Annotated in this window: 22 protein-coding genes and 1 pseudogene; 4 read left to right on the top strand and 19 right to left on the bottom strand. The window is 61.8% G+C overall.

Annotated features, from left to right (window positions below; genetic code table 11):
- Positions 1-36 precede the first annotated feature (36 nt).
- The 3 genes from HJD22_RS05635 (at position 37) to HJD22_RS05625 (ending at position 3,295) form a co-directional block, all read left to right on the top strand.
- Positions 37-375, top strand: a complete 339-nt coding sequence (locus HJD22_RS05635; RefSeq protein ID WP_208653780.1) for a 4a-hydroxytetrahydrobiopterin dehydratase — start codon at positions 37-39, stop codon at positions 373-375.
- The gene (locus HJD22_RS05630; RefSeq protein WP_208653779.1) at positions 376-1,563 is read left to right on the top strand and encodes an amino acid aminotransferase; all 1,188 of its coding nucleotides are present in this window, start codon (positions 376-378) and stop codon (positions 1,561-1,563) included.
- A gap of 235 nt (positions 1,564-1,798) precedes the next feature.
- Positions 1,799-3,295, top strand: a complete 1,497-nt coding sequence (locus HJD22_RS05625; protein ID WP_208653778.1) for an NCS2 family permease — start codon at positions 1,799-1,801, stop codon at positions 3,293-3,295.
- Between the two features lie 65 nt (positions 3,296-3,360).
- Here the strand turns inward: HJD22_RS05625 and HJD22_RS05620 are convergent.
- From HJD22_RS05620 to HJD22_RS05610, 3 genes and pseudogenes are all read right to left on the bottom strand, one after another.
- A pseudogene (locus HJD22_RS05620) lies at positions 3,361-3,567 on the bottom strand (FAD-dependent oxidoreductase); the annotation flags it as partial.
- A gap of 165 nt (positions 3,568-3,732) precedes the next feature.
- Positions 3,733-5,019, bottom strand: coding sequence for an MATE family efflux transporter (locus HJD22_RS05615; protein WP_248730130.1), 1,287 nt, complete (start codon positions 5,017-5,019; stop codon positions 3,733-3,735).
- Between the two features lie 111 nt (positions 5,020-5,130).
- Positions 5,131-7,041, bottom strand: a complete 1,911-nt coding sequence (locus HJD22_RS05610) for an EAL domain-containing protein (protein WP_340163036.1) — start codon at positions 7,039-7,041, stop codon at positions 5,131-5,133.
- A gap of 325 nt (positions 7,042-7,366) precedes the next feature.
- On the opposite strand from HJD22_RS05610, the gene HJD22_RS05605 reads away from it, so the two are divergent.
- Complete coding sequence (locus HJD22_RS05605; protein ID WP_208653776.1) at positions 7,367-8,158, top strand: 2OG-Fe dioxygenase family protein; 792 nt, start codon at positions 7,367-7,369, stop codon at positions 8,156-8,158.
- 103 nt (positions 8,159-8,261) lie between these two features.
- Here the strand turns inward: HJD22_RS05605 and HJD22_RS05600 are convergent, their stop codons facing one another.
- From HJD22_RS05600 to leuD, 16 genes are all read right to left on the bottom strand, one after another.
- A complete protein-coding gene (locus HJD22_RS05600; protein WP_208653775.1) occupies positions 8,262-8,846 on the bottom strand; it encodes a YceI family protein in 585 nt (194 codons plus the stop codon).
- Between the two features lie 37 nt (positions 8,847-8,883).
- Complete coding sequence (locus HJD22_RS05595) at positions 8,884-9,435, bottom strand: cytochrome b (RefSeq protein ID WP_208653774.1); 552 nt, start codon at positions 9,433-9,435, stop codon at positions 8,884-8,886.
- Positions 9,436-9,558: 123 nt separating this feature from the next.
- Positions 9,559-10,761, bottom strand: a complete 1,203-nt coding sequence (locus tag HJD22_RS05590; RefSeq protein WP_208653773.1) for an O-succinylhomoserine sulfhydrylase — start codon at positions 10,759-10,761, stop codon at positions 9,559-9,561.
- 11 nt (positions 10,762-10,772) lie between these two features.
- The gene (purF, locus tag HJD22_RS05585; protein WP_208653772.1) at positions 10,773-12,290 is read right to left on the bottom strand and encodes an amidophosphoribosyltransferase; all 1,518 of its coding nucleotides are present in this window, start codon (positions 12,288-12,290) and stop codon (positions 10,773-10,775) included.
- 60 nt (positions 12,291-12,350) lie between these two features.
- Positions 12,351-12,920, bottom strand: a complete 570-nt coding sequence (locus HJD22_RS05580; protein ID WP_208653771.1) for a CvpA family protein — start codon at positions 12,918-12,920, stop codon at positions 12,351-12,353.
- On the bottom strand, positions 12,917-13,603 hold the full coding sequence (locus tag HJD22_RS05575) for an SPOR domain-containing protein (protein ID WP_208653770.1): 687 nt from the start codon (positions 13,601-13,603) through the stop codon (positions 12,917-12,919). Before HJD22_RS05575 ends, HJD22_RS05580 begins: the two co-directional genes overlap by 4 nt.
- Positions 13,600-14,952 carry a bifunctional tetrahydrofolate synthase/dihydrofolate synthase gene (folC, locus tag HJD22_RS05570; protein ID WP_248730129.1) on the bottom strand — a complete coding sequence of 451 codons (1,353 nt, stop codon included), beginning with the start codon at positions 14,950-14,952 and terminating at the stop codon, positions 13,600-13,602. The genes HJD22_RS05575 and folC overlap by 4 nt, the downstream gene beginning before the upstream one ends.
- Positions 14,953-15,031: 79 nt before the next feature.
- Complete coding sequence (gene accD, locus HJD22_RS05565) at positions 15,032-15,991, bottom strand: acetyl-CoA carboxylase, carboxyltransferase subunit beta (protein ID WP_208653768.1); 960 nt, start codon at positions 15,989-15,991, stop codon at positions 15,032-15,034.
- 99 nt (positions 15,992-16,090) lie between these two features.
- A complete protein-coding gene (gene trpA, locus HJD22_RS05560) occupies positions 16,091-16,894 on the bottom strand; it encodes a tryptophan synthase subunit alpha (RefSeq protein WP_208653767.1) in 804 nt (267 codons plus the stop codon).
- An 8-nt stretch (positions 16,895-16,902) separates the two neighbouring features.
- Entirely contained in the window at positions 16,903-18,117 is a 1,215-nt protein-coding gene (trpB, locus tag HJD22_RS05555) for a tryptophan synthase subunit beta (RefSeq protein ID WP_208653766.1), read from the bottom strand.
- A 54-nt stretch (positions 18,118-18,171) separates the two neighbouring features.
- Positions 18,172-18,798 (bottom strand): phosphoribosylanthranilate isomerase, encoded by a 627-nt coding sequence (locus tag HJD22_RS05550; protein ID WP_208653765.1) that lies wholly within the window; start codon positions 18,796-18,798, stop codon positions 18,172-18,174.
- A 4-nt stretch (positions 18,799-18,802) separates the two neighbouring features.
- On the bottom strand, positions 18,803-19,777 hold the full coding sequence (gene truA, locus HJD22_RS05545; protein WP_208653764.1) for a tRNA pseudouridine(38-40) synthase TruA: 975 nt from the start codon (positions 19,775-19,777) through the stop codon (positions 18,803-18,805).
- 94 nt (positions 19,778-19,871) lie between these two features.
- A complete protein-coding gene (locus tag HJD22_RS05540) occupies positions 19,872-21,890 on the bottom strand; it encodes a FimV family protein (protein WP_208653763.1) in 2,019 nt (672 codons plus the stop codon).
- 168 nt (positions 21,891-22,058) lie between these two features.
- Positions 22,059-23,171, bottom strand: a complete 1,113-nt coding sequence (gene asd, locus HJD22_RS05535; protein ID WP_208653762.1) for an aspartate-semialdehyde dehydrogenase — start codon at positions 23,169-23,171, stop codon at positions 22,059-22,061.
- A gap of 111 nt (positions 23,172-23,282) precedes the next feature.
- A complete protein-coding gene (leuB, locus tag HJD22_RS05530; protein WP_208653761.1) occupies positions 23,283-24,365 on the bottom strand; it encodes a 3-isopropylmalate dehydrogenase in 1,083 nt (360 codons plus the stop codon).
- Entirely contained in the window at positions 24,362-25,030 is a 669-nt protein-coding gene (leuD, locus tag HJD22_RS05525) for a 3-isopropylmalate dehydratase small subunit (protein ID WP_208653760.1), read from the bottom strand. The genes leuB and leuD overlap by 4 nt, the downstream gene beginning before the upstream one ends.

Here is a 25,030-nt window from a genome sequence, read left to right as displayed (position 1 = left end):
TAATTGGCCCTGATCGACCAGCAGCCGGAGCGACCGATGAGCGAGCTTTCCCGACAGCCATGCGAGGCCTGCAGCCGTGATGCCCCGCGGGCTACCGATGCCGAAATCAAGCGGCTCGGGGCACAGATTCCCGAGTGGCGGATCGTTGAGCACGATGGCATCATGAGGCTGGAGCGTGAGTTTTCGTTCCGCAACTTCAGGCAGGCCCTGGCATTCACCAACCGGGTGGGGGACATTGCCGAGCAGGCTGGCCACCATCCGGCACTGCTCACCGAATGGGGCAAGGTCACCGTCACCTGGTGGAGCCATGCCCTCGAGGGCTTGCACAAGAACGACTTCATTCTGGCAGCCAGAACCGACGAGGTAGCAGCATAAATGTTCGAGCATATTCAGCGGGTGCCCGGGGATGCCATCCTCGGGCTGATCGAGGCCTTCAACAAGGACACCAATCCGCAGAAGGTCGATCTCGGTGTCGGCGTCTACCGTGACGAACACGGCATCACACCGGTGATGCGAGCGGTCAAGGAAGCCGAGGCACTGCTGCTGAAGAACGAGACCACCAAGAGCTATATCGGCTCACATGGTGATCCGCGCTACGGCAAGGCGGTACTCTCCTTGGTACTGGGTGCCAACTCGGCAACGCTCGCCGAAGGTCGTGCCAGCCTGACCCAATCCCCCGGCGGTACCGGCGCACTGCGCCTGGCGGCGGACTTCATCAGTACCCAGCTACCCGGCAAGGGTATCTGGGTAAGCGATCCGACCTGGCCGAATCACCTCGGCATCTTCGAGGCAGCGGGCCTCAAGCTCGGTAAATACCCCTATGTCGATGCCGACAACCGTCTCGATTTCCCCGGCATGCTGGCGGCCATCAAGCAGATCCCGCAGGGAGACGTGGTTCTGCTGCACGCTTGCTGCCACAATCCTTCTGGTTTCGATCTCTCAAGCGATCAATGGCGCGAGGTGCTCAGCGTCATCCAGGAGCGCGAACTGTTGCCGCTGGTCGACTTCGCCTATCAGGGGTTCGGTGAAGGGCTCGACGAGGATGCCTTTGGCGCGCGCCTGCTCGCGGACAACCTCGACGAGATGCTGATTACCAGCTCCTGCTCGAAGAACTTCGGGCTCTATCGCGAGCGTACCGGCGCCCTGATTGCCATCGCCAAGACCCACGAGCAGATGGAAAACGTCCGTTCGCAGATGGCGATCGTTGCCCGCGAAAACTACTCCAACCCGCCCTCGCATGGCAGCGCGATCGTTGCCGAGATTTTCGAATCCGCCGAGCTCGCCGCAATCTGGCGCGAGGAGTTGACCGAGATGCGCGATCGTATCAATGGTTTGCGTCGCGATTTCGTCGAGGCGCTCACGCCTTATGGGCTGGGCGACAAGTTCGCCTGCGTGGCCGAGCAGCGCGGCATGTTCTCCTATACCGGCCTGACCGGCAAGCAGGTCGATCGCCTGCGCGATGAGTTCGGCATCTATATGGTCCGCTCGGGTCGCGCCAACGTGGCGGGGTTCTCCAAGGACAACCTGGCCTACCTGGCCAAGGCGATTGCCGCAGTCAATTGATTGCCGCTCTCCTACTAGCACAAGACGCCCAGGCCATGGACTGGGCGTCTTGCGTTCTAGCATGTGATTTGCGCCTTGCCTCCATCAACGCGAAGCGGCCACTTCTTGGGGCAGCGGCTTGCCTGTATGATGCGCCGCTTGCGCCATGCTCCTCCCACTACTTGACCATTTAGTCAAATTGCAGCGAGACTACTGGCGCCTTGTATACAAAGCCCACAACATGAAGAGGCTCCCCATGTCGGCACCCGCTGTGCACTATCCGTGGTACAAGAAGGAGGATACCGATGCCTTCTTCGCGCTGTTCCAGAACAATATCGCCAACTTCGTCATCATCGCGATTACCATGCTGGGTCTGGGATTTCCGCCGGAGATCGTTTTTGGCCAGGTACTTCCCGGTGCCGCCGTGGCGGTCATGGTCGGCAACTTCTACTACGCCTGGAGTGCCGCGCGGCTGGCGCGCAAGGAGAATCGCGCCGATGTCACCGCGCTCTCCTACGGCATCAGTACCCCGGTCATGTTCGTCTTCCTGTTCGGCGTTCTGCTGCCCGCCAAGCAGCTCACTGGCGATGCCGAACTCGCCTGGAAGGTGGCCGTGGCCGCCTGCTTCATCAGTGGCGCCATCGAAGCCGCCATCAGCCTGGTGGGCCGTTGGGTGCAGTACCATTTGCCGCGCGCCGCCATGCTCGGCGCCGTGGCGGGTGTAGCCCTAACCTTCATCGCCGGGGAGATGCTGTTCAAGACGCTGGAGATTCCCGCTATCGGCCTGCTGGTGATGGCCATCATCATCGTCGGCCTGGTGGGCCGCGTGGCGATGCCCTTCAGGATTCCCACGTCGCTGTTCGCCATCATCATCGGTACGACTCTGGCCTACCTGATCGGCGCCACCGAGGAGGGGCAATTCAGCGATGCCTTCACCCACCTTGGCTTCTATCCGCTGCTGCCGAACCTGGCCTGGTTCGAGGGGCTGGGACTGCTGATCACCAGCATGCTGGCGGTACTCACCGTGGTCCTGCCGATCACGCTCTACAACGCCATCGAGACCATGAACAACGTCGAGGCGATGGAGGCGGCGGGTGATCGATACGATGTGCGTGAGTGCCAGGCGGTGGACGGTGCGGGCACCATGATCGGCGCACTGTTTGGCGGCGTGTTTCCCACCACCGTCTATATCGCCACGGTCGGCGCCAAGTGGATGGGAGCGGGACGCGGCTACAGCATCCTCAATGGGGCGGTCTATGCCATCGCCACCATGTTCGGCCTGATCGCGGCGCTGGCGGCGATCATTCCGGTCTCGGTGGTCGCACCGATCCTGGTGTTCGTCGGCATGTCGATGATCGCCACCGCCTTCCAGAGCAACGAAACGCGCTACTACCCCGCCGTGGCCCTGGCCATGCTGCCCTACTTCGCCAACTATGTGATGACGCGTTTCAATCGTGGCGCGCAGGAGGTGGTCAACGATATCTCGACGGCAATCGTCGCGCTTGGCCAGGGCGCCATGTTCACCGCCATTCTGCTGGGAGCGATGACAGTGTCGGTCATTGACCACCAATTCCGCAAGGCTGCCATCTTCGCCCTGGTGGCGGCAGCCTTCTCCTTCGTCGGCTTGATGCATGCCCCCAGGCTTGCCCTCAATGCCGCGCCGGATTTCATGTTCGGTTACCTGGTGATGGGGCTGTTCTTTGGCTGGTTCGCCATCAAGGACATCGACAGTAAGCCACTCACTGAGCGGTGAGCGAAATTGATCGGCCCTTCTTACGCGGGAGGGCCATGGCATGGCAAACGTCGTGAACCAGCGGCTCAAGCCGCGTAGCGGGAGACATCCAAACCGCGAGGATCGATTTCGGGGCGGTGTCCGCCCATCAGGTCGGCCAGCAGATGACCGCTGCCGCAGCTCATCGTCCAGCCCAGGGTACCGTGGCCGGTATTGAGCCAGAGATTGTCGTACTTGGTGGCGCCGATGATCGGCGTGGAGTCCGGCGTCATCGGGCGCAGGCCAGTCCAGAACTACCTGGCGCGCCAGAAATTGTTGTCGAGCGCTGTCCGGTTGTCGAGCGCATTGACATAGCATAGGGCGTCGCGGGTAGGAAATTATGCTTTGTTTTTCCTCCCTGTGCTGATTAGATTTTTATTTATAGCCAAAACTCATAGTTTAGCCACAAAAAAGTTGAGCTATTTGGTTAAATCCGCTCTCCTTGTTTGCCTTTCCGACATGTAGCGATATAGCCGCCAGGCGAGCAGCCCCGCCAGGACATTGCCCAACGCGGCGCCTGCTGCCAGCCCTGGCAGTCCCGCAAGCGTCATGCCGAGCCCCAAGCAAGGGAGATAGCAGACGAACAGTCGTGCCGCCGACATCAGCATGGCACGCAGTGGCCAACCAAGGGCATTTCCAGCGGAGACCACCAACATGCATAACCCAAGCAGCGCATAGCTTGGCAGCAGATAGCGGATCAGTGTTGCCAGATCACCACGTATCTCCGGATTGCCCGACAGCGCCTGGGCAACCCATGGAGATGCCAACGCCATGAAAGCCCCCAGCGAGAGTTGCCAGATCACCACGGCCTTGGCGGCTAGGCACATCAGCCGCTCGATCTGCTGCCAATCTCCGGCACCATAGCAGCGTCCAAGCCAGGGGGGGAGTGACATGGTCAATGCCAGCACCATCATCAGCGACAGCGTTTCCAGGCGACTGGCCAAGCCCCATGCGGCCACGCTGGTTTCGCCAAGGGACGCTACCACGGCGATGGCTAGCATGGATGCCAACGGTGGCATCAGCTGACTGACCATCGCCGGCCCGGCAATGCTGGCAAAGGGTCTAAGCGAGCGGCGCGCCTCGCCGGCAAGCCCCGCTACCGCTAACCAGTTGGCGTGGCGCAACCTGCCACCCAGCAGTAACAGGCCCAGCGCAAACGCCACCGCTGTCGCCCAGGCGGCCCCTGGCAGCCCCAACCCTGCCCAGGGCCCAACCCCGAAGATCAGCAGCGGATCGAGCGCCAGGTTGATCAGGCTGGTGTAGACCATGAGCTTACCGGGCAGACGCGTATCGCCATGGGCGCGAAACAGGCTGTAGCCAAAATAGAGCAACGCTCCCAGCCATGCCGAAAGCAGCTGCGGGGCCCAGTAGCGGCGGATTAGCGGCAAACTATCGGCATCGGCTCCAAGTAGGGTGAAGATCGGCGTTTGAAAGGCCCACAGCAGCAGCGCCAGCAATGCAATGATCACCCCACCCGCGACCAGCACCAGCGTGCCCAGGCGTCGCGCACGCGCCTGCTCGTCGGCACCCAAGGCACGCGAGATCAGTGCGGCGATGGCGATCCCCATGCCGACCTGAATGCCGATGATCAGAAATGAGAGCGGAAAGGTGAAGGTCTGCGCGGCCAAGGGGGTGGTGCCAAGACGGGCGACAAAGGCACTATCGACCAGTTGGAAGCCCAGCAGAGCCAGCACACCGATGGCCATGGGCCAGGTCTGGCGCCAAAGCTGCACCGCAAGAGAGGAAGATGGGGAAGGCGATGACGACACGAGGACTCCTGCTGATCGCGGGGGGCTCATTCTACGTCATCGGTACACTCATTGGCCCTCCAAAGCGGCCAGAATTCTCGTCATGTCATCGGCACTCATGGGTCTGAAGAAGTGGTAGCCCTGCACCAGATCGCAGCCGATCTCGCGCAGCACTTCAAGCTGCTCTTCGTTTTCCACGCCTTCGGCGACCACCTCAAGGCCAAGGCTGTGGCCAATGAAGACCGTTGCAGCCATGATCGCTCGATCGCCTGGATCGGTAGGTGCATCCATCACGAAGGTACGATCGATCTTGAGCGACGTGACGGGAAAGCGCTTGAGATAACTCAGTGAGGAGTAACCCGTACCGAAATCGTCGATCGCGATCTTCATGCCGCGATGATAAAGCTGCCGCAACAGCTCGAGTATCCGCTCATCGGACTCTATCAGCACGTTCTCGGTCAGCTCGATACCGATGTCGCGCGGGCCGAGACCATGCTCGCGCATGCACGTCTCCAGGCGATCGAAGGTTTCCGGCACGGAGAGCTGCTTGCCGGAGAGGTTGATATCGATACGTTGATCGCCCAGACCCTTCTCACGCCATTCGGCCTTCTGTCGACACGCCTCCCGGATCGCCCAGTCCCCCAGCTGATGAATCAGCTCGGAGCGCTCCGCCAATGGAATGAACTCACTGGCAGTGATGGTCTTTCCTTCGCGGGGAAACCAGCGCAGCAACGCTTCCATATTCTCGATGCGGCCACTAGCCACCGCCACCTGGGGTTGATAGTAGAGAGCGAGTTCGCCATTGCCGATGGCGCTGCGTAACTGTTCCGCCAGGCGATGCTGATAAAGTAATTCATCATGTATCTGCTGGTCGAAGAACCAGCAGCGCTTGGGCATGGACTGCTTGGCGCGATTCTTCGCGGCATCGGCATTGTGGATCAGCTCCCGTGCGGTACTGCCGTTATCGGGAAATAATGCTACGCCAAGGCTTGCCGTGACGTGCAGCTCCTCGTCTTCAAGCATGAAAGGCTGGTTGAAATGGTCAAGCACCTCCTCGACCCGTTGCATCACACCGTCGTTGTCCTTCACATGCGGCAGAGCAAGGACGAATTCGTCGCTACCGAAACGCGATAAAAGGTCGGCACACTGAAGGCAGCCGCGAAGCCGCTTCGCCACCAAGGCCAGCAGTACATCACTCGCCTCGTACCCCCTGGCATCATTGATTTCGGCGAAACGGTCGAGGTCGATATAGATCACCACCAGACAATCGTTACGCCGCCTCGCCTCGTCGAGCCGACCCTCAAGCTCACGCTCGAACGTCTGACGATTGGGCAATTGTGTCAGGGCATCGTAGCGAGTCGCAAACTCGAGCTCCCGTCGCGCCTGGTTCTGCTGGGAAAGATCCACATCGACACAGAACATCACGGGGTTGGCGGTATGTTCGCCCAACATCACGTGGTGAGAATAAACCGCGACCGGCGCCCCCGACTTGCCTTGCAGCTCAAGCTCGGATGATGGAATCTCGATGCCTTTCTCGATCCAGGAGTGATGGGCACTGATCACTTCTGCCCGCATCGACTCGGGAATGATCAACTCCTCGAGCAATCGGCCCTGTACCTCCTTGGGGTGATAGCCATACAGCTGCGTGCTTGCCGCGTTCCAGTATATGACTCGCCGGTCGCGATCATAGCCTTGCACGGCAACCTTGGGCAGGCTCTCAAGCAGAGTGCGAAAGCGCGACTCACTCTCTGCATGACGTTGCTGAACGAGCGCCAGATCGCCGGGCTCCTCAAGGCACTCATCAGTGCGCTCTCTGAAAGACCATGCTGCGGCCATGAGCACCCCGCCCAGGCCGGAAAGAGACAACAACGTGCTGAGCCAGACAGGAACGGGCATCAGCAGCGCCAGTGCCAGGCATACCGTAAGAAGCGACAGGGCGTTGAGCAGCCCCTTCTCGCCTGTCCGTTGACGCTTAAACAATTCCCTCACTCCGCTATCGCTTTCGTCGATCCTTTACTGCGGCATCGGCACTGGTTCGCCGAAGCAACCACACCCCCTTCTTCCGTATACCTGTCTTGCGATGGGCCGCTTACAATTCAAAGTCATTAACTGCTTAGCAGTTACATACACTAACGTGCAACTTCTAGCGCCACAAGTCATTAATTAGACGCATTTAAAGCAACTATAATTACTCAAATTGATACAAAAAACATTATTTTGCTGACAATAAATATCACTTGATTTCAATCTGTTTCCTACAGTGCTCATGGCTCACCTGAGCACAATCAACTGATGGAGAACAGATATGAAAGAGGAAAGCCTTAAACACGGTTACGACGTCTCATCCTCGAACCGCTCCGAAACACGATACTGGCATCCGCAGGTAGCGCAGGATCTGGCTCAGCAGCACTGGAGCGTCACCAGAGTCGATGGGCGAATCGATCTTCCCGCCTGGCAGCGCTATCTCGATGATCTGCCCCGCGATCCCTATGTCAGCCGACGCTGGAAGCGCATGTCATGGCTGATGCTCAACGACGACGAAGAGATCGAAGTGATGGGTGAGTGTCCCATGGCCCAGGGCGGAATGTTCAATGATGCCGAAAGCATGGCTGACAAGCTGCGCTACTATCCGGCGCTCGAGACCTCCTTTCTCGAGCGAGCCGATGTCAGGAATTTCGTCAAAAGTTGGGCAAAGCTATGGGGTATCGGAGCACGTGAACCGATATTGATGCAGATCACCGGTGTGCGTGGCAAGCAGGATACCGACCCTCTTCAGGGTCAAGGCATACATGCCGATGGCTGCAAGCACCTGAGCATTCTCGTGCTCAAGCGTGAGAATCTGGTGGGTGCCAATAGTCAGCTCTATGCCGACAAGGCAGGCACCCGGCTATTGACCGAGCAAGTGCTGACACCTGGCGAGGTATTGCATCTTCATGACGATAAACTGTTCCACAGCGTTACCGGCATTTCACGCGAGAAGGCGGACGTGCCCTATGAGCGCTTCATCGTCATCATCAATAGCAGCTTCGTCGATGGCTTCCAGAACAGGATGTTGCGGCGTCACTTCCCGCATGCCGTACTGAACGGCGTCGACTGATCCTGGCATGCAAGCCACGCCTGTCTTACAGGCATAAAAAAGCCGGACGCCATGCGTCCGGCTTACTTATCAGCAGTGACGAGGCAATCCAGACCCTACTGGATTACTGACGAATTCCTTCGAAGGTGACATACAGCTCGAGCTCATGCATCACCTCCGGGAAGTTGCTCATGTCGATACCGTAATCTTCCAGTACCAGCGTGGTGCTGCCTTCGAAGCCAGCGCGGTAGTTACCCCACGGATCCTCCCCTTCGCCCATCAGCTTCACCGGCATCTCGATTTCACGCGTCTCGCCATGCAGGGTGAGCTCGCCGGTCAGTATACCCTCGTCGTCGCCCTCAGGTTCGAACCCGGTCGAAGTAAACGTGGCAGTGGGATACTGATCGGCACTCAGGAAGTCATCGCTCAGGAAGTGTCGATCGCGCTCGGCATGGTTGCTGTCGAGGCTGGTCACGTCGACTTCGATATTGACGCTCGATGCTTCGAGATCTTCCGGGTCGTAGCTGAACTCTCCGCTGAATTCGCGGAAGTTGCCGATGATATAGGAGAAACCAAGATGGTTGATCTTGAACTGGATGAAGGCGTGCTGACCTTCGGTATCGATGACATAGTCGTCGGCCTGGGCCTGGCTCAGCGGTACCAGGACGGCAGCGCCTAGGGCGGCGGCTAGTGCGGTCTTTTTCAACATGATCATCTCCTTTGATTCTTGCTTGAGATTGGTACAGTCAGCGGCGACTGTGTCGCGGTGAAATCATTCTGATCAGCGTATCGTGCCGGTCGATGAAGTGGTGCTTGAGGGCAGCCAGGACATGGCCTGCGGCGAGTATCATCAATGTCAGTGCTGCATACCAGTGTACCGTGCCAGCCACGCTTGCCTGATTGCGCAGGCCGTGGATCAGAGCGGGCGCCTCGAACCAGCCAAAGACACTGATGCCTCGACCACTGGCGGTGGAGATCAGGTAGCCGCTGAACAGCACCACCAGCAGTGACACGTATAGGGCAACATGCCCGGCATGGGCTGCCACTCGCTCGATCTTGCCACCGTGGGCGCGCGGCGTTGGCTGAATGACTCGCCAGAACAGACGAAACAGCGTGGCGATGAGAAGCAGCACACCCAACGAACGGTGCCACCAAGGGCCCAGGTTATACCAGCTATCGAAATAGCCAAGCCCGGTCATCCACCACCCCAGGACAAAGAGGCCGACGATCAGCAGCGCGCTGACCCAGTGAATCAGGATGGTGATCAGGCCCCAGCCTTGGCGTGTATTGCGCAGCATCGTCTTGTCCCTGCTTCTCTGCGGTATCGCCGCTTTAGCGCCAGCATAATGTTTCCCGACGAATGCAGCACCCGCTCTCAAGTGAATGCTTCATTCACTCACAAGAAACAATAGTGCTTCATGTCACCTCAGCTTATCGAGCCCACGGGCAAGATCACCCTTGAGATCATCCAGATCTTCAAGCCCCACCGCCAGACGGATCAAGCCATCGCTGATTCCGGCGGCGTACTTCTGCTCCTCGCTGAGACGTCCATGGGTGGTTGTACCAGGATGCGTAATAGTGGTTTTCACATCGCCCAGATTGCCGGTGATCGACACGATACGGGTCGCGTCGATCACTGACCACGCCGCATCGCGACCGCCATCGACCTCGAAACCGAGCACCGCGCCAAAGCCCTTCTGCTGGCGACTGGCAAGAGCATGCTGTGAATGGTTGGCAAGTCCGCTGTAATGAACGCGGGCCACACCGGGATGGGCGTCAAGCCACTCGGCCATTGCCTGGGCATTCTCGCAGTGTGCCTTCATGCGCAGGTTGAGCGTCTCGAGCCCCTTGAGGAATATCCAGGCATTGAAGGGGCTCATGCAGGGGCCACAGGTGCGTACCACGCCGAACAGCGCTTCGAGCTCCTTGTCGCGGCCCACCACCGCGCCACCGATCGCCCTGCCCTGGCCATCCAGGTACTTGGTCGCCGAGTGGATGATCAGATCGGCGCCAAGCTCGATCGGCCGCTGCAGCGCCGGGGTCAGGAAGCAGTTATCGATGGCCAGCAACGCGTCGTGACGATGGGCGATCTCGGCAAGGGCAGCGATATCGACCACTTCGGAGAGCGGATTGGAGGGGGTCTCGGCGAACAACAGCCGGGTACGCGGCGTCATCGCCGCCTCCCAAGCCTCGAGATTGGAGAGTTCCACATATCGCGTGACGATGCCGAACTTGCCAAGGTACTTGTCGAACAGGCTAACGGTGGAACCGAACAGCGAGCGCGACGCGACGATCTCGTCGCCCGCTTCCAGCAGCGCAAGCGCAGTGGAGAGAATCGCCGCCATGCCGGAGCTGGTCGCCACACAGCGCTCCCCCCCCTCCATCACCGCCAGGCGTTGCTCGAAGTTGCGCACCGTGGGATTGGTGAAGCGAGAGTAGATATTGCCCGGCTCCTCGCCGCCGAACTTGCGCGCGGCTTCCGCCGCGCTGCCGTAGACGAAGCTCGAGGTGGGAAAGATCGGTTCGCCATGCTCCTGCTCGTGGGTACGCACATGGCCGGCGCGAATGGACTGGGTCGCCAGGGCCCAATCATGAATGTCGCTATCGTGTGTGTCGTCGCTCATTGTCGCCCCGCTCAATCCAGATCATCGTCCTGATTATGCATGCCTACCAGTGCCGGGTCGCCGGCTTCACGCAGCTTGGCTGCATCGTTGCGCGACGCCTCCAGGTCGGAGAGGTAGGCCTCATCGATATCGCCGGTAATGTAGAAGCCGTCGAACACGGAACAGTCGAACTGCTCCATTGCCGGATTGACCTCGCGACAGGCGGCCTTGAGATCCTCGAGATCCTGGTAGAATATCCGATCGGCGCCAATCAGCTCACCCACTTCGGCCTCGCTGCGACCATGGGCGATCAGCTCAACGGCGGCCGGCATGTCGATGCCATAGACGTTGGGATAACGCACCGGTGGCGCCGCCGAGGCGAAGTAGACCTTGCGCGCCCCCGCTTCGCGGGCCATCTGGATGATCTGCTTGCAGGTGGTCCCTCGCACGATGGAGTCGTCGACCAGTAGCACATTCTTGCCCGCAAACTCAATGTCGATGGCATTGAGCTTCTGGCGCACCGACTTCTTGCGCTGAGTCTGGCCAGGCATGATGAAGGTACGGCCGATATAGCGGTTCTTCATGAAGCCTTCACGGAACTTGACGCCTAGATGCTGCGCCAACTCCAGCGCCGAGGTCCGCGAGGTGTCGGGAATCGGAATCACCACATCGATATCGTGGTCCGGCCATTCGGAGAGAATCCGATCGCCGAGCTTGCGACCCATCTGCATGCGCGTGCCGTAGACATAGGCGCCATCGAGGATCGAGTCGGGACGCGCCAGATAGACGTGCTCGAAGATACAGGGCGACAGCAACGGCTTGTCGGCACACTGCTGGGTAGTGATGTTGCCCTTAAGATCGACGAATATCGCCTCGCCCGGCCCCAGGTCACGATGTAGCTCAAAGCCGCCCACATCGAGTGCCACAGATTCCGAGGCGATCATCACGTCCTGCTGATCGCCATCCTGTCGAGTGCCGAAGACCACCGGACGGATGCCATTGGGGTCGCGGAACGCCACCATGCCGAAGCCGTTGATGATGGCGATCGCCACGTACCCCCCGCGGCAGCGACGATGCACGCGACGAACCGCATCGAAGATGTCCTCCGGCGTGAGATTATGGCCCTGCTTGCCGAGTTCGTGGGCGAAGACGTTGAGCAGCACTTCGGAGTCGGAACTGGTATTGATGTGGCGAAGATCAGTGGAGAACAGCTCCTGCTTCAACTGGTCGGAGTTGGTCAGATTGCCGTTGTGCGCAAGCGCAATCCCATAGGGAGAGTTGACGTAGAACGGCTGCGACTCCGCCTCGCTGGAGGAGCCCGCCGTTGGATAACGCACGTGACCGATGCCCATGTTGCCCTTGAGGCGTGCCATGTGGCGAGTATGAAAGACGTCGCGCACCAAACCATTGCTCTTGCGCAGTAGAAAACGTCCCTCATGCCAGGTCATCATACCGGCGGCGTCCTGTCCGCGGTGCTGGAGGACTGTCATGGCGTCGTACAACGCCTGGTTGACCGCCTGATTGGCCATGAGGCCCACGATACCGCACATTGCGCCTTACCTCGCTTGCAGTGAATTCTGTTACCGAACTAGCCGATACCGGTATAGCCGTCAGGGCTCCAAAGGCGGAGCGGATGCCGGCTCGTCTCGGTCGAGGCCGGGCAATGAAATAGTGCGCCACTGGCCGGCGCGCTGTGGATCGCGCCGTTCCCAGGCCTCGACCTGGCTAACCACCCAGCCACGCAGCTCCTCGAAAGCCGGACGCAGTTCGGCATTGCGCCAGGCCTCCAGTTGGGAGAGCGGCGTCAACGAGATAAGCACCGTGGCCAGCACCAGGATCGCCGCGCCGCGCAGGGCGCCGAACAGCGCACCCGCCATGCGATTGAACAGCCCCATCCCGACCCACTCGACAGCGGCATGGACCATGCGAATGACGATGCCGCACAGCATGATCACCACGAAGATGACCAGGACGAACGCCAGTACCAATCGGCCATCGGCATTATCGATGAGTCCGCTCAGCATGTCTGCAATCGGCTCGGCAAAGATTCGCGCCGCGAACAGCGCGATGATCCACGCCGCCAGGCCTAGGCCTTCACGCACCAGCCCGCGCGTGAAACCGGCCAGCATCGACATGGAGAGTACCGCCAGGAATATCCAGTCGAGCCAGGTAAGACTCATCCTCCCTCCCTTGTACGCACCAGCAGCCCTTGAATATTGGCCCGCGCCTTGAGCTCCGTCCTGGCCTGCTCCCCCGCCTCGGAGCTGTCGTAGGGCCCGACATAGACCGTGGTCAGGTTATTGTCGCGGGCTCTTTTATAGGCACGAAATCCCTGCTCGGTAAGCTGCGACTCGAGACGCTCGGCGTTGGCGGGCTCACCGAAGCTGCCGACCTGAACTTCCCACCCCCCGCCTGGGGTCGCCGCGGTCGGGCCGGCCCCCTGGGCAGGCGCCGGCTCGGGCTGAGCCGCCGAGCCGGTCTGGGCAGGTACTGGCTGTGCCGACTGGGCAAGCTCGGCAATCGGATCCTGGCCCTGGCTCGACTGCTCGGCGGCATCGCGGGTGTCGGGCTCGCTCACCTCCGCCAGCGGCTCGCGCAGGGGCTGGGTCTCCGCCACCACCTGGCGTGGATCCACCTCGGGTGGCGGATCCATGCTCGGGCCGGCCGGCGTCGAGAGGCTCGCCGGAGGCTGAGGCTCCGCGACTGGGGTACGGTTGACCTGGATGGGCTGGTCAATGGTCAGTACCGGCTGCGGGCGCTCCTCGCGCGGCGTCGGCTCATCGAACAGCATCGGTACGAAGATTACCCCCAGCGCAACGATGATCACCGCACCACTGATTCGTTCACGCATTCCGTATTTCATGTTGATCTCCCCTCTCCCTGAAGGCCTTGCTCCTGTCCACTGGCCTCTCCCTCCCCGCGTCTTTGGGCAGGCACTGCCGCTGGCGGCTTATCCATCTTGGTCTGACACCAGGTCAGCACCTCGGCTACGGTGAAAAAGGATCCACACACCAGCACCTCATCATCCTCACCAAGCTGATCCGCGAGCCAGGCCGCACCTTCCCGAGGGGAAGCCGCCTGGGGCAGGACCGTTTGATTGCGCACCTTCAACAGGGGCACGAGCTCGGTCGCGGCACGCGCTCTTTCCCCCGTCAGGCTCACCGGCAGCCAGGCATCGACCACCGGTGCTAACGCATCGATCACCCCTTCGGCATCCTTGTCGCCAAGCATTCCCAGCAGCGCGATGCGCCGCGTCGGACGCGGCCGCTCTGCCAGCCGCTGAGCAAGATACGCTGCGGCATGCGGATTGTGCGCCACATCCAGACACCAGCGCCCTAGCCACTGCATGCGCCCCGGCAGGCTGACGCGGTCAAACGCCTGCCGACAACGCGCGCGCTCCAGCTTGACACCGACAAGTGCCAACGCCTGCAGCGCCGTGGCGGCATTGTCGAGGGGCAAGCCAGGATCGCCGAATGCCTCCAGCTGCAATGGCCGACCTGTATCGTCCAGCCCCTGCCAGCTCCACTCAGCCGCATTACCCGAGCGCGCGAAGTGCTCGCCGAGCCGGTGCGTCCTGGCCCCCAGTGACGTTGCGAACGCTGCCACGCTGGGCGGCAACGCCTGGCTGCCCAGCACGGCGGGACGACCCGCGCGCATGATACCGGCCTTTTCCAGACCGATGCCATTCAGATCGGTGCCGAGAAAGGCGGCATGGTCCTGCGCCACGGTGGTCACCACTGCCACGTCGCTATCGATGACATTGACTGCATCGAGCCGTCCGCCCAACCCCACCTCCAGAATCGCTACGTCCGGGTAGCGCTCGGCCATGCTCCAGAACGCTGCCAGCGTACCGACCTCGAAATAGGTCAAGCTGACCGGTGCACCCTGCAGGCGAACCGCTTCCACCCGCTCGAAACCGGCGATCAATGCCTCGTCACTGGCTTCGACGCCATCGAAGCGTAGACGTTCGTTATAGCGCAGTAGATGCGGTGACGTGTAGCCGGCCGTGGAACGCCCATGGGCCAATGCCAGCGCCTCGAGCAGGGCAACGGTCGAGCCCTTGCCATTGGTGCCGGCCACGGTAATCACACGACGCGCCAGGCCACGCCCCGTCAGTAGCCCTAACCGCTTGGCCACTTCGGCCACGCGCTCGAGCCCCAGGTCGATGCTGACTGGATGCTGACGCTCTATCAGGGAGAGCCAGTCGGTCAGACTCTCGGGGCTCGAGTTAGGCGCCCCCTGCGGGGCGCTCGAATCATGCGAGGAGGAGTGAGGGGTGCTCAATTGGGAATCAACGCTCTTCTGACGAATCCAGTGTGAGATCTTCCTCGATGACTTGATCCTGCTCGATCTCGTCGATCAGGTCAGGCTCGGCCACGTCGGGCATGCCACTTGTCGGCAGGTGAGTCAGCTTGCGCAGTACGCTACCGAGACGTTCGCGCATCTCGCTGCGATGAACGATCATGTCGACCGCGCCATGCTCGAGCAGGAACTCACTGCGCTGGAAGCCCTCGGGGAGCTTTTCTCGCACGGTCTGCTCGATGACCCGCGGGCCGGCAAAGCCGATCAGAGCATTGGGCTCGGCCACATTGAGGTCACCCAGCATGGCAAGCGAAGCGGAAACGCCGCCATAGACGGGATCGGTAAGCACCGAGATATAGGGAATACCGGCCTGCTTGAGACGCTCGAGGGCCGCGGAGGTCTTGGCCATCTGCATCAGTGAGAAGAGCGCCTCCTGCATGCGCGCCCCTCCGGAAGCCGAGAAGCACACCAGCGGTATGCCCTCTTCCCTTGCAAGCGAGGCGGCGCGCACGAATTTCTCGCCGACCACGGCTCCCATCGAACCGCCCATGAAATTGAACTCGAAGGCCACTGCCATCACCGGCATGCCTTCCAAGGTGCCGCGCATGGCGATCAGGGCATCCTTCTCCTCGGTGCTCTTCTGGGCCGCGGAGAGGCGATCCTTGTACTTCTTGGAGTCACGGAACTTGAGGCGATCCGTCGGCTCCAGATCGGCGGCGATCTCCTCCCGGCCATCGGCATCGAGGAACCAGTCGAGCCGCTTGCGCGCCGTCAAGCGCAGGTGGTGGTCGCACTTGGGACAAACGTTGTGGTGCTTGTCGAGTTCGGGAAGATAGAGCACCGCCTCGCACTTCGGGCACTTGCGCCATAGGCCGTCGGGTACACTGGAGCGACGATCCTTGCGCTGGATACGGCCCATGGAGGGCACGATCTTGTCTAGCCAGCTCATGTCAGAAGAGTTCCGTTATGCTGTTCTGGCCCGGGTAAGCCCAGGCACTGGAGTCATTGAAAGAGTCATCGAAATCGTTGGCCAAGCATCGTCGGACGCTCAGGCATCCATTGCTTGGCGCATCTCGCCCAGCACATCCTTCAGCTGGGAGGTAATGGCATCGGGATCCTCGGCTCCCTCAGCGATGCGGCTGACCAGGGCACTGCCGACGATCACCCCATCGGCGACCTTGGCCACTGCCGCCGCCGAGGCCCCATCGCGGATTCCGAAGCCGACGCACAGCGGCAGATCGGTCATGCGGCGCAAGGGGGCAAGCTGGCGATCGACCGCATCGACGTCAAGCGTTGCCGCACCGGTCACGCCCTTGAGGGAGACATAGTACAGATAGCCTTCGCCATGTTCACATATTGTCGCGGCGCGCTGCTCGGAGGTAGTGGGCGCGACCAGGAAGATCGAGGCGATCCCCTTCGCCTTGAGCACGGGGCCGAACTCATCGGTCTCCTCCGGCGGCATGTCCACAGTGAGTACGCCATCGATGCCGACCTCGGCGGCCTGAGCGGCAAAACGCTCGTAGCCCAGACGCTCGATGGGGTTGAGGTAGCCCATCAGTACCACCGGGGTGTCGCGATCACTCTCGCGGAACTCGCGCACCATCTCGAACAGATGCGTCAGCCGCGTCCCGTGCTTAAGCGCCCGTTCGCAGGCTTTCTGGATCACCGGGCCGTCGGCCATGGGATCGGAGAATGGCACGCCCAGCTCGATGATGTCGGCACCGGCCTCGACCAAGGCGTGCATGAAGCCCACGGTATAGCCAGGCGCTGGATCGCCAGCGGTGATGAAGGGGATCAGTGCCTTGCGGCCCTGCTCCTTGAGGATGGCGAAGCGTTGGTCGATACGGTTCATGGCAGCCCTTAAAATTCGATGCCGTCGATCTTGGCGACGGTCAGAATGTCCTTGTCGCCACGCCCGGAGAGGTTGACGATGATGTGCTGGTCGCTGCGCATGGTCGGCGCCAGCAGCTTGGCATGGGCCAGTGCATGGGAAGATTCCAATGCCGGCATGATGCCCTCGACATGGGTCAGCTCACGAAACGCCTCGAGCACTTCGCGATCATTGGCGGCGACATACTTCACCCGTCCGACATCCTTCCATAGCGCGTGCTCGGGGCCCACGCCGGGGTAGTCGAGCCCAGCCGAGATCGAGTGCGTATCGAGCACCTGGCCACCTTCGTCGGACATCAGGTAGGTGCGATTGCCATGCAGTACGCCCATCGGGGCGTTGGCACTGAGCGGTGCCGCGTGACGCCCGGTCTCGATACCGTCGCCGCCCGCCTCGACGCCATACATCTCGACCTCGTCATCCTCGACGAAGGGGTAGAACAGCCCCAGCGCGTTGGACCCACCGCCGACGCAGGCGACCAGCGCATCCGGCAGGCGCCCGATCTGCTTGAGCGACTGCTCGCGCGCCTCGCGCCCCACCACCGCGTTGAAATCGCGCACCAGTAGCGGATAGGGGTGAGGGCCGGCCACCGTGCCGATAATGTAGAAGGTGTCATCGACATTGGTCACCCAGTCGCGCAGCGCTTCGTTCATCGCATCCTTGAGCGTGCGCGAACCGGACTGCACCGGGATCACATTGGCTCCAAGCAGATGCATGCGATAGACGTTGAGCTTCTGACGCTCGACATCCTCGGCACCCATGTAGATGTCGCACTTGAGGCCCAGGCGCGCGGCGACGGTGGCAGTGGCCACCCCGTGCTGGCCGGCGCCGGTCTCGGCGATGACGCGGGGCTTACCGCTCTTCTTGGCCAGCAGCGCCTGACCGATGGTGTTGTTGACCTTGTGAGCGCCAGTGTGATTGAGGTCTTCGCGCTTGAGCCATATCTGCGCACCGCCAAGCTTGGCCGACCAACGCTCGGCGTGATAGAGCGGTGAGGGCCGCCCGACGTAGTGCGCCAGGTCACGGTCGAATTCGGCCTGGAATTCAGGATCGTCGCGAAGGCCATAATAGATCTTCTCGAGTTCCTCCAGGGCGAAGCTCAACGTCTCCGAGACGAACCGGCCGCCGTAGGGACCGAAGTGGCCTCGGGCGTCTGGCATTCGGGTCAGGTCGCTGAACCTAGTCATGAGAAACACCTCGCAGTCACGAAAGATACCTCGCAGGGTCGCTTGAAGTAAGGATCAGGTGTTGAGAACCTGAGCCAGAAAGTCGTCTATCTGCGCGGGATCCTTGATACCGGGCGAACGCTCGACGCCACCGGAAACATCCACCGCGAAGGGCCGCACGGCGTGGATTGCCGAGGCGACATTGGCCGCGCTCAGGCCTCCCGCGAGAATAACAGGTTTTCCCAGTGTTGCGGGGATTCGCGACCAGTCGAAGGTTTCGCCGGTGCCTCCCGGCACGCCAGGCTTGTAGGCATCGAGCAGCAGTCCGCTGGCATGGCGATAGTCCCTGGCCGCCGCCTCGAGATCGATCCCCTCGCGCATGCGCAGCGCCTTGATCCAGGGGCGACCGAAGGAGGCGCAGTACTCGGGCGACTCATCGCCATGAAACTGCAACAGGTCGAGCTGTCCGGCACAGCGGGAGACGAACTCGGCCGGCTGATCGACGAACAGTCCCACCCGGGTGACGAAGGCCGGTACCTGCGTGAGCAGCTCGGCCAGACGGGCCGGCTCCATGGCGCGCTTGCTGCCGGACCACAACACGAAACCAAGGGCATCGGCTCCCGCCGTCACGGCGGCGGCGACATCCTGCTCACGGGTCAGGCCGCAGATCTTGACGCGGGTGCGTCGTAATGGCTGAGTCATGCTCTCACTCCTTGGGGCTGGAGGCGGCCAGGGCCGCCGCTACCGCGCCGGCGGGCAACGAGGCGTGGCCTTCATCGGCAGCGATGGGCCGGCCACGTCGGAAGCGCACCAACGGCGAATCGGGTAGCTCGCGCTCGCCGGTCCACTCACCGAGGAAGGCAAGCAGGTTGGGGCCCAGCGGCTCGCGGGGAAGCACGAAACGCGAGTCGTAGATCGAGTCGACGAAGTGCAACCCGCATCCCGGGGCCGTGACGCTGGCCTGGGTACGATCCTTGAGCGCCAGAAGCTCGGCGATATAGGCCTCACCCTTCTCACCACGCCCAACAGCGACCAGCGCACCGGCAATGTTGCGAATCATGTGGTGCAGGAAGGCGTTGGCCTGAACATCGATGACGACCAGCGGGCCATGCCGATGTACCTCGATGAAGTGCAGGTTGCGCCAGGCCGATTTCGACTGACAGCCTGCGGCACGGAAGCTCGAGAAGTCGTGCTCGCCCACCAGCGCCTGGGCGGCACGATGCATGACATCGGCATCCAGCGGATCGCGACACCAGGTGGCATTGGCACGCTCGAGTACCGGGCGGCTCGGTTGGTTGAGAATCACATAGCGGTAACGGCGCGCCAACGCCAGGAAGCGCGCATGGAACTCATCCGCCACCGGGACCAGCCACCGGATGGCGATATCACGCGGCAGGTTGGCGTTGGCCCCGAACACCCAGGCCTTCTGAGAGCGTGGCACGGGGGCATCGAAGTGCACGATTTGGCGAGTGGCATGCACACCGCTGTCGGTGCGACCGCTACAGTGCACCGTGACGGGGAGACCGGCAACTCGTGCCAGCGCCCTCTCCAGCTCGCCCTGCACCGAAGGGGCGTGCTTGAGACGCTGCCAGCCACAGTAGGCGCTACCATCATACTCGATGGCGGCCGCTAGACGGCCGGTCAGCCGCTGATTGTCGTCGAGTCGTTCGAACAGGGGCATGGGCTCTTCAGAGGTTGTACGAAAGGGGCGCGTGCGCTCGATACCGCACCGACTCCCCGTTTCGACCTGGCTGCCCGCCGACTGGCTGACACGCCTAACGCTTGAAGGCTACCTCCGGGGAAGCGGCGGCAGGGGGCTTATTATCCAGATGCGAGGGCTCGAAGGCTACCTCCTCGATTTCCCACTGCTCGGCCGTGTCCCGGGGCAGGACATCGAACTCGACAGTGGGTTGCATGGGGGTCTCCCCCGACGCTGCCACTCCGTCTCGCTCCGGCACCAGTGTCGGTGGGCGATAATCGATGATCTTGGCTATCGGATCTTGGCGATACGCCGCCAGTGCGAGAGACCCAGGCCCGGGTTCAGGCGCTTCGTCGCCCTGCTCTGGCAATGACGGCTCACGCTCGTCAAGCGGCGTTTGCTCTGCTTCTGGCGCGCCTGGCTCTGGTTCATCTTGCAGAGAAGCCAGCAGTCGTTCGGCTTCGGCACTCAACTGCGGGTCGCTGGAATGCCTCAACCGCTCAGCCTCGGCCCGGGCCGCGCGTGCATCGCCCTGCTCGACCAGCACCGTGAGCAGCTTCATGCGCAGGTCATGCCGTTGGGGATCGACCGCCAGAGTGGTCTCGAGCAGTTCCCTTGCCTGATCGAAACGGCCATAGGCGATGAAGATGTCTACCTCACTGATGACTTCCGCCTGCGGCGCCACATCGTGCAGCGGCGTCAGCTGCCTTTCAGCCGTCTTGTCATCGGCCTGCTCGCGCGATACCTGTCGCCTCTCCACCCTGGGCCTCGAGACGATCCGGGGCGAATCACTCACATGATGTGGCGCGCTCTCGCGTGACTGACGACGACGCACCACTGCCCAGAGCGCCAGCAGGATGACCAGAACTCCACCCCCAAGAAGCATGGCGCGTTCACTGACCTTCCGAACCAGCGTCTCCCACCAGGGCGTATTTGCGAGCTGGCGAGCGGCGTTGGCGTCACTTTCCGCCTGGGCGGCGTCGCTGCGGGCGATCAATAACGTGAGCTGGTCACGCAACGTCGCCAGCTCCTCATTGAGGGACTCAACCCGCTGCTGTAGCGCTTCGCGCTCCTCGCCCACTCGTTGCACCTGCTGCTGGCTTGCCAGCAGTTCGTTCTCGAGCCTCAACAGTCGCGTCTCCTGCGCATTAGCGTTCGCCAGGAGCGAGCCGGCCAGTAGCGCCTCATCAGCTAGCGCGTCCGCTCGACTCTGCTCGACTCGACTCTCTTCGTCTGACAGCGTCGTCTGCCGAGAGCCATTGGCGGCTTGCAGCCCCCCTGGGTCCGACAGCGTGCCCAACTCCGCATCACTGAGCAGCGTTAGCCGGGAGCGCTGCGCCTCGACACCATTGCCGCCAGGCGGGATTGTCGCCTCGGCCCCGCTTCTGCGTTCGATTCTCTCGCGTGGCGGTACGTTCAGCGTGACGCCGGCTCGCATCTCGTTGACATTGCCGGTGGGAAACACCTCGGGATTGGCCTCGACCAGCGCCAGCATCATCTGATTGATGCTGATAGACGTATCCGGACGCAGGCGGCTGGCGAGCTCACCGAGGGTATCGCCGCTGCGCACCTCAACCCGATTAGGCGGTTCTCGATACGTCAGCGGTGACCTGGGAGCCGCCGAGGGGGCTGTCGCCACGGGATCTACCACCATGGCCTGGGAGGTACGCGGCGACCCGGCGGCGACCAGCACGGGGCGCTGCTCATAACCGGGCGGATCGAACAATAGTGTCACCTGGCGTAGCTGGCGACCCGTCTGCCAATCGATATCCAGCAGCAGATCGAGATAGGGCTCGCGGATTGGCCTCTCCGAGCGCATCACAACGGCGAGCCCGCCGTGCTGGGCTTCGACGCTGAAGGTGATGCCGCTAGCGATCAGGCTGCGGATCATGCCGGCCTGCTCGTAGGCGCGCGTTTCGGCAAGCGATACGTGCACTTCGCGAGGGTCGACTCCCTGCGTGTCGCTCAACGGCAGCACTGCTCGCAGCGGCGCGTTGAGAGTGGAGGCGACCACCGCCTCGCCAATGCCTAGTGCCATGGTCGTTGCGGGAGTCCATAGCGCCATCATGATGGCCAGCGTCAGCTTGCGTTTCATAGCGGTTTCCTGCGTCTCGGTCGCTCGCGACCTGGGGCGATGAAACACGCCCGGTCGTCTCGGTCTGGTCATGTAAAGGGCGGCCAGTTCGGTGTGAGCGCACGTCTATCGCCACAAAACAGAACGCCTCCCGTGAGGGAGGCGTTCAGGCGTCGCTGTGGCGTGAGGCTACTGTTCGCGCAGGATCTTCAACATGCGCTTGAGTGGCTCTGCCGCACCCCACAACAACTGATCTCCCACCGAGAAGGCGGTGAGATATTCGCCCCCCATGGCCATCTTGCGCAGACGCCCGACCGGGATGCGCAGCGTGCCGGTAACGGCGGCTGGCGTCAGGCCGGCAAGGGTCGCCTCCTTCTCGTTTGGGATGACCTTCACCCAGTCATTGTGCGTGGCGATACGCTCCTCTATCTCGTCTATCGGCACATCGCGCTTGAGCTTGATAGTGAATGCCTGACTATGTGAGCGCATGGCACCGATGCGCACGCAGAGCCCATCGATGGGAATCGGGTTATCGCCAAGGCCGAGTATCTTGTTGGTCTCGACGCTGCCCTTCCACTCTTCACGGGTCTGGCCATTCTCCATCGGCTTGTCGATCCACGGCAGCAGCCCCCCGGCCAGTGGCGCACCAAAGTTGTCGATGGGGAAGTCACCGCCGCGCATGGAGGCGGCAACCCGCCGGTCGATATCGAGGATGGCGCTGACCGGGTCGCTCAGCTCGCTGTTCACGCTGTCGCGCAGCGCTCCCATCTGGTTGAGCAGTTCGCGCATGTGCTTGGCGCCTGAGCCGGAGGCGGCCTGATAGGTCATGGAGGTCATCCACTCGATCAGATCGGCTTCGAACAGCCCGCCGAGTCCCATCAGCATCAGGCTGACGGTACAGTTACCGCCGACGAAGGTCTTGGCGCCCCTGGCCAGCTGAGCATCGATGACATGGCGGTTGACCGGGTCGAGGATGATGGTGGCGTCATCGGTCATGCGCAGCGTGCTGGCGGCATCGATCCAGTAGCCCTTCCAGCCACTCTGGCGCAACTTCTGGTAGACCTCGCCGGTATAGTCGCCACCCTGGCAGGTAATGATGACATCCAGCGCCTTGAGGGCATCGATGTCGAAGGCGTCCTTGAGCGGGGGCACGTCCACGCCGACGTCGGGACCAGGCTGACCAACCTGGGAGGTGGTGAAGAATACCGGCTCGATACCGGTGAATTCATTGTCTTCACTCATGCGCTGCATGAGCACCGAACCCACCATGCCGCGCCAACCGACAAAACCGACTTTCAACATGTGCACTCTCCTCCTAAATTCTATTGGTGCGCCCGCCTCTTCTGCGAGCGCATGCATTCGCGGGTGCCACGAACGCCATGAAACCGAGCGGGACGCGCTTACGCCGTTGCGTCAGCCGCGACCCTGCAGAGCCGCCAGTACGGCGTCGCCCATCTCGGCGGTGCTGACCTGGCGCGTCCCCGGATAAGCGATATCTGCGGTACGCAGGCCATCGTCTAGCACCTGCCCCACCGCCTCCTCGATGCGCAGGGCGAGCGCCGGCTCATCGAGGGAGTAGCGTAGCATCATCGCTACCGACAGGATCGTCGCCAGCGGATTGGCAACACCCTGGCCGGCGATATCCGGTGCACTGCCATGACAGGGCTCGTACATGCCCTGTCCACTCTCGTTGAGCGATGCCGAAGGCAACATGCCGATGGAACCGGTGAGCATCGCCGCGGCATCGGAGAGTATATCGCCGAACATGTTGCCGGTGACGATAACGTCGAACTGCTTGGGTGCTCGCACCAGCTGCATGGCGGCATTATCGACATACATGTGCGAAAGCTCGACGTCGGGATACTCCGGTGCCAGGCGCTCCATGACCTCGCGCCACAGGATGGTGACCTCGAGCACGTTGGCCTTGTCGACGCTGCAAAGCTTCTTGCCACGCTTCTGCGCCATCTCGAACGCGACACGACCGATGCGCTCGATCTCGCTCTCGGAGTATATATAGGTATTGAAGCCGACCCGCTCGCCGTCGCGCTCCTCGATACCCCTGGGCTGGCCGAAATAGATACCGCCGGTCAGCTCGCGCACGATCATGATGTCGAGCCCGGAGACCGCTTCGGGCTTGAGGCTCGAGGCCTCGGCGAGCTGTGGATAGAGAATCGCCGGGCGCAGGTTACCGAACAGCCCGAGATTCTTGCGCAGCCCCAGCAGCCCCTTCTCGGGGCGCTTGGCCAGATCCTCGAGCTTGTCCCACTTGGGCCCGCCCACGGCACCGAGCAGGATGGCATCGGCGCTCTTGGCCTTCTCAAGCGTGGCGGCGGGCAGCGGCTCGCCAGTGGCATCGTAACCGGCGCCACCCACCAGCGCTTCGTCGATATGCACGTCGAGCCCCTGGCGTTGGCACTCCTTCAATATCTTGAGCGCCTCTTGGGTGATTTCGGGGCCGATGCCATCTCCCGGCAGTACCAGAACGCGGCGGCTCATGACACACCTCCCTGTGCTCGGGCAGCGTCGCGGAACAGCCATGGGCGTGCCTGTCGGTGGCGCTGCTCAAAGTCACGGATGGCGTCTTCGTCCTGCAGGGTGATGCCGATATCGTCGAGCCCATTGAGCAAGCAGTGCTTGCGAAAACCATCGACTTCGAAGGTGAACGTCTCACCCTCGGGCGTGATCACCTGCTGACTGTCGAGATCGACATCGAGGCGGTAGTCTTCGCTTGCCGCCACCTGCTGGAAAAGCCGATCGACCACCTCTTCGGACAGGGTGATCAGCAGGATGCCGTTCTTGAAGGCGTTGTTGTAGAAGATGTCGGCGAAGCTCGGTGCGATCACCACCCGGAAGCCGAAATCCTCGAGAGCCCAGGGGGCGTGCTCGCGGGAACTGCCACAACCGAAGTTACGCCGTGTCAGGAGCACGCTGGCCCCTTGATAGCGCGGCTGATTGAGTACGAAATCGGGGTTGAGCGGACGAGTCGAACAGTCCTGCCCTGGCTGCCCTTCATCCAAGTAGCGCAGTTCGTCGAACAGGTTGACGCCGAAGCCGGTGCGCTTGATCGACTTCAGGAACTGCTTGGGGATGATCAGGTCGGTATCGACGTTGGCCCGGTCGAGAGGCGCGACGAGTCCCTGCTGGCGTACGAATTTTTCCAT

The sequence above is a fragment of the Halomonas sp. TA22 genome (genome assembly GCF_013009075.1).
In the GTDB taxonomy this organism is placed as follows: domain Bacteria; phylum Pseudomonadota; class Gammaproteobacteria; order Pseudomonadales; family Halomonadaceae; genus TA22.
The sequence above is the reverse complement of the archived record's forward strand: the minus strand, read 5'-3'. Positions and strand labels throughout refer to the sequence as shown.

Bases quoted from the DNA above. Each gene is read 5' to 3' on its own strand.
- HJD22_RS05635 (WP_208653780.1), top strand. From the start codon at position 37: ATGAGCGAGCTTTCCCGACAGCCATGCGAGGCCTGCAGCCGTGATGCC.
- HJD22_RS05630 (WP_208653779.1), top strand. From the start codon at position 376: ATGTTCGAGCATATTCAGCGGGTGCCCGGGGATGCCATCCTCGGGCTG.
- HJD22_RS05625 (WP_208653778.1), top strand. From the start codon at position 1,799: ATGTCGGCACCCGCTGTGCACTATCCGTGGTACAAGAAGGAGGATACC.
- HJD22_RS05615 (WP_248730130.1), bottom strand. From the start codon at position 5,019: ATGGCCATCGGTGTGCTGGCTCTGCTGGGCTTCCAACTGGTCGATAGT.
- HJD22_RS05605 (WP_208653776.1), top strand. From the start codon at position 7,367: ATGAAAGAGGAAAGCCTTAAACACGGTTACGACGTCTCATCCTCGAAC.
- HJD22_RS05600 (WP_208653775.1), bottom strand. From the start codon at position 8,846: ATGTTGAAAAAGACCGCACTAGCCGCCGCCCTAGGCGCTGCCGTCCTG.
- HJD22_RS05595 (WP_208653774.1), bottom strand. From the start codon at position 9,435: ATGCTGCGCAATACACGCCAAGGCTGGGGCCTGATCACCATCCTGATT.
- HJD22_RS05590 (WP_208653773.1), bottom strand. From the start codon at position 10,761: ATGAGCGACGACACACACGATAGCGACATTCATGATTGGGCCCTGGCG.
- purF (WP_208653772.1), bottom strand. From the start codon at position 12,290: ATGTGCGGTATCGTGGGCCTCATGGCCAATCAGGCGGTCAACCAGGCG.
- HJD22_RS05580 (WP_208653771.1), bottom strand. From the start codon at position 12,920: ATGAGTCTTACCTGGCTCGACTGGATATTCCTGGCGGTACTCTCCATG.
- HJD22_RS05575 (WP_208653770.1), bottom strand. From the start codon at position 13,603: ATGAAATACGGAATGCGTGAACGAATCAGTGGTGCGGTGATCATCGTT.
- accD (WP_208653768.1), bottom strand. From the start codon at position 15,991: ATGAGCTGGCTAGACAAGATCGTGCCCTCCATGGGCCGTATCCAGCGC.
- trpA (WP_208653767.1), bottom strand. From the start codon at position 16,894: ATGAACCGTATCGACCAACGCTTCGCCATCCTCAAGGAGCAGGGCCGC.
- trpB (WP_208653766.1), bottom strand. From the start codon at position 18,117: ATGACTAGGTTCAGCGACCTGACCCGAATGCCAGACGCCCGAGGCCAC.
- HJD22_RS05550 (WP_208653765.1), bottom strand. From the start codon at position 18,798: ATGACTCAGCCATTACGACGCACCCGCGTCAAGATCTGCGGCCTGACC.
- truA (WP_208653764.1), bottom strand. From the start codon at position 19,777: ATGCCCCTGTTCGAACGACTCGACGACAATCAGCGGCTGACCGGCCGT.
- HJD22_RS05540 (WP_208653763.1), bottom strand. From the start codon at position 21,890: ATGAAACGCAAGCTGACGCTGGCCATCATGATGGCGCTATGGACTCCC.
- asd (WP_208653762.1), bottom strand. From the start codon at position 23,171: ATGTTGAAAGTCGGTTTTGTCGGTTGGCGCGGCATGGTGGGTTCGGTG.
- leuB (WP_208653761.1), bottom strand. From the start codon at position 24,365: ATGAGCCGCCGCGTTCTGGTACTGCCGGGAGATGGCATCGGCCCCGAA.
- leuD (WP_208653760.1), bottom strand. From the start codon at position 25,030: ATGGAAAAATTCGTACGCCAGCAGGGACTCGTCGCGCCTCTCGACCGG.